Source organism: Alteraquisediminimonas sediminicola (assembly GCF_019740335.1).
Classification (GTDB): domain Bacteria; phylum Pseudomonadota; class Alphaproteobacteria; order Sphingomonadales; family Sphingomonadaceae; genus Alteraquisediminimonas; species Alteraquisediminimonas sediminicola.
On sequence record NZ_JAHXZS010000002.1, the window covers coordinates 49,067 to 62,014 of the forward strand.

Here is a 12,948-nt window from a genome sequence, read left to right on the forward strand (position 1 = left end):
CCCCATTTTAAAAAGGGCATTACGCCAAACCCGCCAAAACCTACAGGCACGCATGGCCGCATGTCATCCACAAGCCTCCATCGCTTCCCGCGCCAGTCGCGCCAATATGGGGAAACTCTTCGCCCGTTCCTTCGCATGGGCGGATGATGCGGTGCCGCGCAGCACCCGGCCTTTGATCCCATGAAAAATCGCGGCCAGTCGGAAGTAATTAAAGGCGATATAAAAGTCATAGCCCGGCATTGATGTGCGCCCGGTATGACGGCAATACGCCGAGACATAATCCTGTTCCGACGGAATATTGAGCGCCTCCAGATCGGCACCCGCCAGCCCCGCGACGATATTCGGCGGCATCCGGTACATCATCGCATGATAAGCGAAATCCGCGAGCGGATGGCCCAGCGTCGACAATTCCCAATCCAGCACCGCCAGCACGCGCGGTTCACTCGGATGGAAGATCATATTGTCGCAGCGGAAATCGCCATGGACGATGCTGACTTCATCGCCCTCCGGGATATTGGCGGGCAGCCATTCAATCAGCCGGTCCATATCCTGATCGCGTCCGGCGTCTTCATCTTCGAGATATTGCCGAGACCACCGGCTGATCTGGCGGGCGAAATAATTGCCCGCCTTGCCATAATCGCCAAGGCCGACCGCCTCCGGGTCCACCTGATGCAATGAAGCAAGGGTCTTGTTCATCGCCTCGAAATAGGCCGGGCGTTCTTCGCGGCTGACATTCGGAAAAGTCGCATCCCAGAAAATCCGGCCCTCGACCATTTCCATGACGAAGAACCAGGTCCCGATGACATTTTCATCGGTGCACAGGCCATAGACCCGCGCCACCGGAAAACCCGTCGGGCCAAGCGCCGACAAAATCCGCGCCTCGCGCTCGACCGCATGGGCACCGCTCACCAGATTTCCCGGCGGTTTGCGCCGCAGCACATAAGACCGCCCCGGCGTCACCAATTTATAGGTCGGGTTGGATTGCCCGCCCTTGAACTGCTCGACCGTCAACGGGCCTTGATAGCCCTCGACATTGGCCTCCAGCCAACGCGCAAGCGCCGCTTCATCAAAGCGATGCGCCTCACGCACCACCGTCGTACCGGCGTTGGCATCGTCATTGACAGCGCTCATCCGTGCTGGCCTTTCCAATCCCGCTTGATCTTCTTGGCCAATGACCATTTATGCACCTCGGTCGGGCCATCATAAATGCGGAACGCGCGGATTTCGCGGAACACCTGTTCGACGATCGTGTCATCGGTCACGCCGGTGCCGCCCATCACCTGCACGCAGCGGTCGGCGACACGCATCAACGCTTCGGACACCGCCACCTTCGTCATCGAGCTTTCGACCGTACCAAGCGACCCACCATCAAGCACGCCCGCGCACCAGTCGATCATCAATTCGGCCTGTTTCAGATCGATCATATTTTCCGCCAGCATAAAGCCAACGCCTTCATGGTCGATCAGGACCTTGCCGAATGCCATCCGGCGATTGGCATAATCCGTCGCGATTTCATGCGCGCGGATGCAGGCCCCAAGCCAGCGCATGCAATGCGACAGGCGGGCGGGCGACAGGCGGACCTGCGCATAGGTGAAGCCCTCGCCGCTATTGCCCAGCATCTGATCCGCCGGAATCCGCAGATTTTCGATGTTCACCACCGCATGACCGCCCGGCATCGAATTATCGATGGTGTTCGGCACGCGTTCAATCTGGATCGCCGGATCGGGCAGGTCGACAAGGAACATGCACGCGCCATCGGCCGATTTGGCCATGACGATGCCGACCTTTGCCCCTTCGGCCCCGGTAATGAACGCCTTGCGGCCATTCACCACCCAATGATTGCCATCCAGCACTGCCGTGGTTTTCATCATGGATGGGTCGGAGCCTGCGCCGCCATCTTCCGCCGGTTCGGTCATGAAGAAGGCGGAACGCGCCTGCCCGTTGACAAGCGGATCAAGGAACCGTTCCTTCAATGCGGGGCTGCCGACCTTGCCGAGCAGATACATATTCCCCTCATCCGGCGCTGCCGTATTGCACGAGAGCGGCCCCAATGGCGACAGGCCGGAACGGATCAACACCACCGCCGTCTCGCGCTGCGACAGATGCGTGCCGTCCGCCAGAATGTGCGGCGTCAATACGCCAGCGGCCCGCGCCTTTTCGCGCAGTTCATTGACCAATTCATCGGTCGGGCAATTGTGATGATCGCGGCGCGGGTCTTTTTCATAAGGCACCACCACATTGCGGACGAACGCTTCGACCTGATCGGCGATGATTGCCGTGCGTTCCGGGCCGACCCCGATCATTTCGCACCCCTGCGGATCGCACCATCAAGGCCGGATGCCCCACCCGCGACATTCGCGGCGACATTGTTCAACTGCATGAAATATCCTCTCTTAAATGAGTTCGACCGCCAGCGCCGTCGCTTCGCCGCCACCGATGCACAGGCTGGCAATGCCGCGCTTTTCGCCGCGCTGTTGCAGCGCCGAAATCAAGGTAGTGAGAATGCGCGCGCCGCTTGCGCCGATGGGATGGCCAAGCGCCGTCGCGCCGCCATGAATGTTGATCTTGTCATCCGGGATCGCGAGATCGGTCGCGGCAATCATCGCCACCGCCGCAAAGGCTTCGTTCACCTCGAACAGATCGACATCGTCGACCGTCCAACCGAGCTTTGCCATGACCTTCTGCATCGCCGGGACCGGGGCCGTGGTGAACAGGCCCGGTTCATGGGCATGGGCCGCATGGGCGGCGATTTTGGCAATGGGTTTCAGGCCAAGACGGTCGGCTACGCTCTGCCGCGTCATCACCAATGCCGCCGCGCCATCCGAGATCGACGACGCATTGGCCGCCGTGATCGTGCCTTGCTTGGCAAAGACCGGTTTCAGATGCGGGATACGATCCGGTCGCGCCTTGCCCGGTTGTTCGTCTTGTTCGACCAATTGCTCCTTGCCGCCCTGCGACAAATTGACCGGCACGATTTCACCGGCAAAGGCCCCGCTGGCAATGGCGGCATTGGCGCGTTCCAGCGAACGGATCGCATAAGCGTCCTGCATCTCACGGGTGAATTTATAATCGCCGACGCTATCTTCGGCAAAGGCGCCCATCGCCTTGCCCGGCGTATAGGCATCTTCCAGCCCGTCCATCATCATCGTGTCGATCACGACATCATGGCCGATCCGCGCGCCCTTGCGATGCTTGGGTAGGGCATAGGGCGCATTGCTCATGCTTTCCATGCCGCCCGCGATGATGACATCGACCGAACCGGCGGCCAGCGCCTCTGCCGCCATGATCGCGGCCTGCATCCCCGAACCGCACATCTTGTTGAGGGTCGTCGCCTCCACCGAAGTCGGCAGGCCAGCGCCCAATGCGGCTTGGCGCGCCGGTGCCTGACCAAGGCCCGCCGCCAGCACGCAGCCCATATAGATGCGGTCGATCTGATCCGGTGCGACGCCCGACCGCTCGACCGCCGCCTTGACCGCAATCGCGCCCAGTTGCGGCGAGGTGAGCGACGACAATGCGCCCATGAAACCGCCAATCGGCGTGCGGGCAAAACCGATGATCACGATGGGATCTGCTGTCATAACCGTCTTCCTTTACAATGCGCGCGCAATGACCATGCGCTGGATATCCGACGTGCCTTCGTAAATCTGGCAGACGCGGACATCGCGATAGATTTTGGCGATGCCGAACTCTTCGAGATAGCCATAGCCCCCAAGGGTCTGGATCGCGCCCGAAACCACGGCCTCGCTTGCTTCCGATGCGAACAATTTCGCCATCGACGCCTGTGTCAGGCACGGCTCGCCCGCATCCTTCAACGCCGCCGCCGACAGGACGAACTGACGCGCCGCCTCCAATCGGGTGGCGAGATCGGCGAGACGGAATCCCACCGCCTGATGCTCGATAATCGGCTTGCCGAAACTTTTGCGGTCCTTGGCATAAGCGACAGCAATGTCGAGCGCGGCCTGCGCCATGCCGACGCATTGCGCCGCGATGCCGATCCGCCCCGCCTCCAGATTGGACAGCGCAATGCCATAGCCCGCGCCTTCGGCCCCCAGCCGCAGATCGTCCTCGATAAACAGGTCTTCAAAGCGAATCGCGCAGGTGTCGGAAGCCGCCTGCCCCAATTTATGTTCGACCTTGTCCACGATATAACCGGGGCGATCGGTCGGCACGATAAAGGCGGAAATGCCGCGTTTGCCCGCCGCCGGGTCCGTCACCGCAAAGACGATGGTCACCCCGGCGATCTTGCCCGAGGTGATGAACTGCTTGGCCCCGTTCAGGCGATAACCGCCCTCGACCTTTTCCGCCCGGGTGCGAATGGCCGAGGCATCGGACCCCGCATCCGTTTCGGTCAGCGCAAAAGCACCAACCATCCGGCCCGCGATCAGGTCCGGCAGGAAACGCTGCTGCTGCGCCGCTGTCCCATCCTTCAACAGGCCGGAAACGATCAGGCTGTTTTGAATACTGATGATCGTCGAAAGCGCGCCATCGGCGGCCGCTATTTCGATCAGGGACAGTGCATAGGACACATAATCCGTCTCGGCCCCGCCAAAGGATTCGGGGGCGGTCATGCCCATCAGGCCAAGACGGGCCAATTCTTCGAACAGCGTCGGCGGATAGCCGCCCGCCGCCTCAAAAGCCCGGCTTTCCGGCAAAATACGGGATTGCGCAAACGCCCGGACAGAATCCCGGATTGCGGTTTGAGTGTCGCTGAGAAGCACGCTTCCTCCTTGCCAAACTGAAATTGACCTGATGTTCAAATGACATTCTGGTCAGTCGATATCGTCGGACAATGCATAAGCGCGAAGACAGGCTGCTGTCAAAAATTTTCGCGCCTAAGACACTTGCTCTGGCACTGGTTCCAGCCCAAACGCGTGCCGGTCATTCGATCAAAATGCGGGCGGGGCATCGCCATATCCGCTTGTGTAGCGGCAATCCCCGCCCATGGCTTTATCCGGCATTGATGCGATTTTTGATGTTTCTTGCGCCGAAACGTCAGGCATGCACTTGGCCGATCAGGCCATGATGCCCCCGCCATTGGCCTGCAATATCTGGCCGGTGATGAAACTCGCGCGTGATGACGCGAGGAACAGCACGGCCTCGGCAATTTCATCCGGATCGGCCAGACGCGCGAGCGGCAGCGATTTGGTCACCGCGTCTACCGCCCCGGTCTGATCCACCGCCATCAAGGCGGCCACGGTTTCGGTCATGGTGGGACCGGCCGATACCGCATTCACGCGGATGTGGGGCGCGGCCTCATTGGCAATGGCGCGGGTGAAGGCCTCGACCCCGGCCTTGCTCGCGCCATAGACCGACAGGCCCGGCGTCGGGAAACGCGCGGCGGTCGACGACATGTTCACAATCGCCCCCCAGCCCTGTTGGCGCAGGTACGGCAGGGCTTCACGGCACATCAGAAACGTGCCTTTCAAATTGATATCGATCGTTTCGGCAAAATCGGCCTCGGTCGTATCTTCCAGCAAGGCCGTCGGAAATGCGCCCGCGATATTGGCGACCACATCCAGCCGCCCGAAATGGTCCCGCGCCTGCGCCACGGCCCGGATCGCTGTATCGGCATCGGCCACATCGCCCGCGACCGTCACCAGCCTTGCCCCGGTGGCCGCCCGGATTTCATCAGCCGTATCGTTAAGCGCCCCAAGGCTGCGCCCGACAATAATCACCGCCGCGCCCCGCTTGGCGGCCAGCATCGCCACGGCCTTGCCAATACCCTTGGAACCGCCGGTCACCAAGACGACCTGATCCTGAAATTCCATCATCATTCCTAATTTCGATCCGCGCTCAGATTTGCGTCTGGCGCGTCGCCACCCCGTTGCGGCGCATTTCTTCCAGCACCATGCGGATGCTCGTCTGGCCGGTCTGGTCGCAGACCTTGGCATAGACCACCCTCTCGCCATGGAGATGCGCCCATTGGACATCGGCAAATTCGGCAATATGGCGGCCATGTTCCACATAGACCCAAGCACCCAGCACCGTCAGTTCAACCATGACGGCACAGGCGATACCCGCCCGCACCCGTGGCCGCCGCAACCATGCATTAAGGCGGGTCAGCGCCGTATCCGGGCTTTCCCCCTCCGGCACCGGCAGCAAATGCCAGAACACACCCCAGCGCCTTAATGTCGCCATGCATTGGGCGATCAAAAAGGCGGCGAGGATGCAGCAGGCCATCGGATCAAACCACCGGCACGATGTGGATTTCGGTCCTGCCCGGCAGGATGATATCCAATTGGTGACGCCCATCTGTTGAGGCCGTGAATTGTTCACCGGTCTGCAATAGTCGGTAATTCCCGCCCGGTTTCAGGCGGCTAAGGCCGATGCTGGTCTTGCCGCCTTGCGCACCCGGATGGATGACGGCCTCCAATGCCTGACCATCGGTGACGGCCCGGGTGATGATCGCCTCCGGATATACGGCCTTTTCGATGATCGGTCCCTTGGCCCATGCCTCGGGCAGGCCCTTGTTGACCATGTCGCGCACCGTGTTGCGACGGCTCCATGTCATCGACGCGGCCAGACCCTCGCCATAACGCTGATCGATCGTGCGGGTGGTCGCATTGATGATCGGCTCGTCACCCATTTCAAGCGCGGCCCAAAGCGTCATGATCAACGGGTTCAGTTCCGGCCATTTGGAGAAGTCCGCAGGCTTACGCGTATCCCAACCGAGCGGCAACAGCTTGAAATCCAACTGGCCATCGGGCTTGACCGAAATATAGTCATTTTTGAGAATCTGCCACAGGCGTTCGGCCTGTTCCGGGGCGTGCGGCGTCAGGAAACGAATGCCCCAGGTCTCGCCAAACAAGCCGGACAGGCTCGGCACCTGAAAACCGAAGGGCGATGAGGTGCAGACCTTGATCCGGCCATCGGCCAGCATCATTTCCTCTTCCATCGTCCGTTCAAACCGATCACCGACCGCGTCGATGAAATGCGTGTTGTGACGCGCATCATGGAAGGCGAGCGCCGTGCGCCCGACCAGATTGCACATCGAATAAATCCAGCGCGGTTCGCACGGGAACCAGCCATAATCATAGCGCTTATAATTTTTGACCACCTCTTCCATCAGCGTTTCATGGCTATACGGGAAGGCGGTGTTTTCATCCCAGCGGAAGGTCAATGCGCCCGGTGCCTTGAACGGCGATGTCCCGCTCGCGGTTTCGAACATGCCGAGCGACACCCCAAGGAAACCGGACAGCATGATATTGTCGGTGGTAACCGGGTTCTTCTCAAGTTGGAAATTGCCCCACAGGCTTTCCCAATACCAATAATTCCATGTGTTGCGGTCAATGTGCTTGTGGATCAGATTTTCCTGCGCTGTGTTGAGATAGCCATGGAACGCAGGCAATTGCGTGTACTGGCCCAGCGCAAGATTCCACGACATCGTGCAGATCTGGTAGCGCAACGCCCCATCCTGCCATGTGTCGTCCATCGAAAAGCCGTTCCAGCTATCGACCGGTTGCAGCGCAAGATCGAGCATCCGGCGATATTCGCCAATCTGGCCTGCGGGCATTTCCTCGGCGGCCACGACCGGATAATCGCGCAACAAAGGCTCGGCCTTGGTGATCACCTCATTCAACGCGGCACCGCGAGCCTTGGCGGCGGCGAATTCTTGTCTGCGACCATAAGCCAGATAGAGATGCAGCGCGGCCACCGCGACAGGCAGCGCGGTTTCCATCCAGCTTACGCCTTGTTTGCCCTCGATCCATGCCGCCGACAGCAAGGCCGTGCCGAGCAATACGCCCGGCGGCCCGACGATCACGCCACGCGCCCACCAGATAAACATGATGACGGTGAATGCCGCGACCGAGAGCGCCGCGAACAACGGCCCCGCAATACCACCGGCATAGAGGAAGCCCGCGCCCGGGAAAATCATCCCAAGGCCGAACGCCTTCCACTGTGTGCTCATGCCCAGCAGGATCGGCGAAATGCCAAGAAGAAACTCAAGCGCCAGAAACGCATAAAAGCGCCGCAACCGTCGCGCGGTCAGCGGACCATGCAGGGATTTACGTTCGGGAATTGCCGGAATGCGGTCAATCAGTCGGCGCGGCTCCCCGGCACCCGAAGGATTGTCGGCATTCTCTTCTATGGGCCTATGCGCGCCGTCCATTCCACTCTCCTGCAAATCTGGCGACCTTGGCTCTGCGCGTATCGGGCAAGATCAGCGATAGGTGCCGAAGCGCCGGACAATGTAGGACAGAGACAAGAATCAGGCCTTCTGTGGGCCATTAATTTGACCATCATCGTATGACGATTATGTTTAACGCGCAACCTCGTGACGTCGAAACGCCACGAGGTTGCAGATACGCTTAATATACGATCAATAGCGCCAGCTAACCTGCAGACCATAGGTCCGCGGCATCCCCGCAAAGCGGGAGATCGACGCCAGATTGTCCTGTGTGTTGGTCCAGTAATAGACATTGCCAACATTGCGGACATAGACGCCGGCGCGGACATTGCTGCCCGGGAATTCAACACCGGCACGCAGGTCCACCAATGTGTACGCCTTCATGATGAAGCGCGGATCCGCCGTGACATATTGCGTGGTGGTGTTGGCCAGTGCGGTGGTGCTCTTGGAGTTGTGGGTTGCGGAAATGCCGAAATACCCATCCGCATTGCCGCTCAGTGCTGTTTTATATTCGGCGTCAGCCACAATCGTGACCTTGGGCGCATAAGGGAATTTCTGACCCGCGAAATTGGCCAGCACCCCGAAGGCGTCATAGCCTTCGAACTCCGTGATCTTCGTATCGATATAGGTACCACCGACGTTCAGGCGCAGGCCTTCGATCGGACGGGCGGTGATCGATGCTTCGACACCCCAGATGCGGCTCTTCGGAATCTGGACCAGACCGTCCAAAGTCCCGAACACAGCGTCAGGCTTACGACCGCGCAGCTGCTTGTCCTGATAGTCATAATAGAAACCGGCGACCGCATATTCGAGGGCACGGCCAAGCAGCGGTCCCTTTGCACCCAGTTCATAAGCGGTCACGGATTCCTGCTTCACCGGCACATAGCCGGTGTAGCTGGCCACCGATGCCGTCGGGAAGCTGCCCGACTTATAGCCCCGACTGACGCGGGTATAGAGCAAGGTATCGCCCGGCGTCTTGTAGTTGAGACCGATATTCCAAGAGACATTGTCTTCGTTCAAATTATCAAAAACAGCCGGATCGAAGATGACCGGGAAGGTTTTGGTAAAGGTCAGGCAACCGCCCGGCTGCACATTGGTATTGTAGCTCGTGATGTTACCCAGATTATCACGCGTCGCGAAAATCTGGTTCCACCAAGTCGCCGTGCCTCCGCCGAAATCGTTCGTGCAACCTTCGAAGCTGCGCTTGCTGTCGGTATAACGCGCACCGGCGAGCAATGTCAGTTCCGGGGTCACTTTGAATTCCACGTTACCGAAGACGGCCACGTTCTTCACATCCTGATCGGAATAGTTGAACGTCAGCAAACCGCGTGCAGCACCCGGAATCATGTACAATGGGTTCGATGATGGGCCTTCGCTGAAGTTGTAGAACAAGCGGTCGAAGGTCTTCGACTTGTTGTAATTACCACCAAGGATGAAGTTCACGCGATCATAAGTCCCGCTGATGCGGACTTCCTGCGAGATATCCTTGATGTAGCCGGTAGTGTTGGTATCGACCGAAAAATACGTCGAACCATCGAAATCCTGCACCGAGTCCGTCTTGTAATCGGAATAGGCCGTGATCGAGGTCAGCGTGAGATTGTCGTTCAACTCCAGATCGCCACGCAGGCTGAGCTGATAGAAACGATCATCGCGCTGCGGGCGGCGACCGAAGATGCCATAGCCCCAATCGGCGGCACGCGCATTGCGCGGGCTGCGCGGATAGTTGCGGAAGTTCGTCGCATCCGGGCTACCGCAGGTGCCGGCGGTCGATGCGCCGCAAGTGTCTTCGATCAACTGCGCCGCCTGAGTATCACCCTTGTCGCGCCAGCCATTGGCGTTGAGTTCGAACTTCAGCTTGTCCGAGGCCTGCCAATCCAACAGGATACGACCTTGCAGCATGTTCTGCTTACCCAGATCATCCGAACGGGTGTAGCTCTTCTGCCAAGTGCCCGACTGGATCGTACGGACGGCAATGCGGCCCTTCACGGTGTCGGCCAGTGGCCCGCTGACAAAGCCCTGCACATCAGTGGTCGCGAAACGACCGAAGCTGGCATCGGCGCCCGCCGAAAATTTATCGGTCGGCTTGGCAACGATATAGTTGATCGCGCCGCCGGTGGTGTTCTGGCCGAACAGTGTGCCCTGCGGACCTTTCAGCACTTCAACGCGCTCAATATCAAAGGCCGCGCCACGGGTGGTCGCACTGAAAGGCAGCGCCACTTCGTCGGTATAGACTGCCACGGTCGGGGCGGCAGACAAGGTGGTTTCATAGAAGCCAACACCGCGCAGCGTATAGACCGGCGTGTTGAATGGGGACGGTTGCACCGTAAGACCCGGCACGATCTTGCCAAGGTCGGTCGGTGAGGAAATACCGCGCTGCAACAGCGTATCGCCCGTTTCTGCCGTGATCGACAGACCAACGTCATTAATGGACTGGGCGCGTTTGTTGGCGGTGACGACGATTTCACCGTAATCCGCATCGTTGGCGCTGGCCGCCGGTGCCGCATCCTGTGCGTACGCCGAGGCGGAGCAAGCGATTACGAGCAGCGAACTGCCCATGAACCGCGAAAAATTGCTGACAGACCCCATCATCCTTCTCCCTTTGTTGCGCACCTCCTTTGGAGGCTTGATGCAATGGCGCCACCACACACAAAGCGGCAGCTTGACTGGAAACTGTCACAGGCCAGACGATCTGTCAATATCGTTCGACGATTTCGTGAGATGAACCCGTCCAACCCGCTCATCGGGCAAATTCGTACTTTGCTGGACGATCCCCGCGCATTCGGATATGGAAGGCTGATACAGTTCAACGTCTCAGATCACCTTCATCAGCCGAAAGAAAATCTCTCAAAGATGACGAATTCAGAGAGCTCCAACGCAAAGAGCATCGCAACGCCCGTCACCAGCGCGACCGATAAGGTTACAGAAGCTATTTCACAGGGCATCAGATCAGGCGTATTTGTGCCCGGCCAGCATTTGTTGGAACCCGACCTCACCCAAAGATTGGGCATCAGTCGCGGCTCTTTGCGCGAAGCGCTGAAACATATGGCCGCTGCGGGCATCGTGACGCTCAACCGCTATCGAGGGGCATATATTGCGAGCCTTGACCGCAAATCGATCTTTGACCTTTTGGACACACTCGAACCGCTGGCACGGCTCGCGGCAAGGCTCGCAGCCATCCACTGCACGAGTGCCAAAGACCGTGACAATATGCACGAAGCTGCCGACCTGATCGAAAATGCGGGCAAGACCGGCAATCGCGCGCAATATCTTGATCATCGTCGGCATTTCTACAACACCATGATCACGATTGGCGGCAATCAGGAACTGGCGCGGGTCATGCCCTTGTCGCGCACCGACCTGTTTCGCGCACAGGTCGAAACCGCCCAGTCCGAAACCCAGCGTCGACGCCACTTCTCCGGCTATCGCATGATTGCGGACGCGATCATCGCCAACAATCCGGATGCCGCAGAAAAAGCGGTCAAGAAGCATTTCGACGGCACCAGAAAAACCATGCAGGAATTGCCGGAAAGCGCATTCCCCGCCGCGACGTCTTAAATATGGTGCGAAGGGGGTGGACGCGATACCCTGCCCCCTTGCCCAAAACTACATCCGCAACAGCGCCCCGCCATCCACTGCAAGGCCATGGCCGGTGATGAAGCTCGCCTCATCCGAGGCCAGAAAGAGGAATGCAGATGCCACTTCCTCCGGCTGCGCCATGCGGCCCAACACGCCCATATCGTCATAGGCCGCCCGCAACGCCGCATCCTGATCGATCAACGGCTTGGTGATCCCGGTCACGGTCGCGCCCGGCATGACGTAATTGGCGGTAATGCCATAAGCGCCAAGTTCGACCGCCAGCGACTTGGTTACGCCCGCCACGCCATGCTTGGCCGAGATATAGGCGATCAGGCCGCCATAAGGGCGCTCCGCCATGATCGAGGCCGTATTGACGATCCGTCCCTGACCGCTTTGCCGCAGCATGGGCACCGCCGCCCGGCTCATCCGGAAAACCGCCGTCAGATCGACAGCGATGGTGCGATCCCAAAGGGCGTCCGTCGTCTCTTCAATCGTTTGATATTCGCAGATGCCCGCATTGTTGATGAGGATATCCAGCCGCCCGAAATGCGCCTGTGCCGCCGCCAATACCTTGGCAGGCGCGTCAACATCGCTGAGATCGACCGCGACGAACCGCAAGCCGTCACCCTCGACATGCGCCGCCCGCAACGCCGCCTCGGCCAGATCGACTGCCAACACTTTTGCGCCTTCAACACAGAAGCGCTCGACAATCGCGCGGCCGATCCCGCTGGCCGCCCCGGTTACAATGGCAATTTTACCTTCAAGCCGTCCCGTCATTACATCCATCCTTTATGTTTTCTGCCATGATTTGTGCTGCAAACTCACATCCGCTGTCAATATAGCTGGACGAAATCGTCCGACGCATTTAGCATCACCTCAACTTGAGCGAATCAAGACTATAGGAGAGGTTTGTGATCCGCATCTCGGCTGTATATCCGAACGTCGAGAATAGTCGCTTTGATGGCGATTATTATCTCAATCGGCACGCCCCTTTCGCGGAAAAGCTGCTGACCCCGCACGGCCTGTCCGGCCTCAGCCTCACCTTGGGCGTTGCCGGCCTTGATGGCGCGCCCCCGCCCTTTTGGGCGATCAGCGAATTGATCTTTCCGACGCGCGCGGCTTTCGATGCCGCCATCGCGGCCTGTGGCGAGGCGTTGTTCGCCGATACCAAGGCCTACACCGATATTACGCCCGTGCTGCAAATCAGCCGCACGGCCAACGAACCCGCATCATAATTTCAAGGA

The 12,948-nt window shown here is 59.3% G+C and carries 11 protein-coding genes; 2 read left to right on the forward strand and 9 right to left on the reverse strand.

Features of this window, described 5'->3' with window-relative positions:
- Positions 1 to 63: 63 nt before the first annotated feature.
- The 8 genes from K6117_RS06285 to K6117_RS06320 all read right to left on the reverse strand — a co-directional run bounded on the left by K6117_RS06285 (position 64) and on the right by K6117_RS06320 (position 10,717).
- Positions 64 to 1,131 (reverse strand): phosphotransferase, encoded by a 1,068-nt coding sequence (locus K6117_RS06285; protein WP_221793051.1) that lies wholly within the window; start codon positions 1,129 to 1,131, stop codon positions 64 to 66.
- A complete protein-coding gene (locus K6117_RS06290; RefSeq protein WP_221793053.1) occupies positions 1,128 to 2,303 on the reverse strand; it encodes an acyl-CoA dehydrogenase family protein in 1,176 nt (391 codons plus the stop codon). The genes K6117_RS06285 and K6117_RS06290 overlap by 4 nt, the downstream gene beginning before the upstream one ends.
- Positions 2,304 to 2,393: 90 nt before the next feature.
- Positions 2,394 to 3,578 carry an acetyl-CoA C-acyltransferase gene (locus K6117_RS06295; protein ID WP_221793055.1) on the reverse strand — a complete coding sequence of 395 codons (1,185 nt, stop codon included), beginning with the start codon at positions 3,576 to 3,578 and terminating at the stop codon, positions 2,394 to 2,396.
- 12 nt (positions 3,579 to 3,590) lie between these two features.
- Positions 3,591 to 4,718, reverse strand: coding sequence for an acyl-CoA dehydrogenase family protein (locus tag K6117_RS06300; protein ID WP_221793057.1), 1,128 nt, complete (start codon positions 4,716 to 4,718; stop codon positions 3,591 to 3,593).
- Positions 4,719 to 5,012: 294 nt separating this feature from the next.
- Positions 5,013 to 5,774 carry an SDR family NAD(P)-dependent oxidoreductase gene (locus K6117_RS06305; protein WP_221793059.1) on the reverse strand — a complete coding sequence of 254 codons (762 nt, stop codon included), beginning with the start codon at positions 5,772 to 5,774 and terminating at the stop codon, positions 5,013 to 5,015.
- Positions 5,775 to 5,793: 19 nt separating this feature from the next.
- Positions 5,794 to 6,138, reverse strand: a complete 345-nt coding sequence (locus K6117_RS06310) for a hypothetical protein (protein ID WP_221793061.1) — start codon at positions 6,136 to 6,138, stop codon at positions 5,794 to 5,796.
- Positions 6,139 to 6,184: 46 nt separating this feature from the next.
- Positions 6,185 to 8,110, reverse strand: coding sequence for a linalool dehydratase/isomerase domain-containing protein (locus K6117_RS06315; protein WP_221793063.1), 1,926 nt, complete (start codon positions 8,108 to 8,110; stop codon positions 6,185 to 6,187).
- Between the two features lie 210 nt (positions 8,111 to 8,320).
- Entirely contained in the window at positions 8,321 to 10,717 is a 2,397-nt protein-coding gene (locus tag K6117_RS06320) for a TonB-dependent receptor (protein WP_246604914.1), read from the reverse strand.
- A gap of 261 nt (positions 10,718 to 10,978) precedes the next feature.
- On the opposite strand from K6117_RS06320, the gene K6117_RS06325 reads away from it, so the two are divergent.
- Complete coding sequence (locus tag K6117_RS06325; protein WP_221793065.1) at positions 10,979 to 11,683, forward strand: GntR family transcriptional regulator; 705 nt, start codon at positions 10,979 to 10,981, stop codon at positions 11,681 to 11,683.
- Between the two features lie 48 nt (positions 11,684 to 11,731).
- Here the strand turns inward: K6117_RS06325 and K6117_RS06330 are convergent, their stop codons facing one another.
- Positions 11,732 to 12,481 (reverse strand): SDR family NAD(P)-dependent oxidoreductase, encoded by a 750-nt coding sequence (locus tag K6117_RS06330; protein WP_221793067.1) that lies wholly within the window; start codon positions 12,479 to 12,481, stop codon positions 11,732 to 11,734.
- A 134-nt stretch (positions 12,482 to 12,615) separates the two neighbouring features.
- Here K6117_RS06330 and K6117_RS06335 point away from each other — a divergent pair, with 134 nt between their 5' ends.
- Positions 12,616 to 12,939 carry an EthD family reductase gene (locus tag K6117_RS06335; RefSeq protein WP_221793069.1) on the forward strand — a complete coding sequence of 108 codons (324 nt, stop codon included), beginning with the start codon at positions 12,616 to 12,618 and terminating at the stop codon, positions 12,937 to 12,939.
- The last annotated feature ends 9 nt before the right edge of the window (positions 12,940 to 12,948 follow it).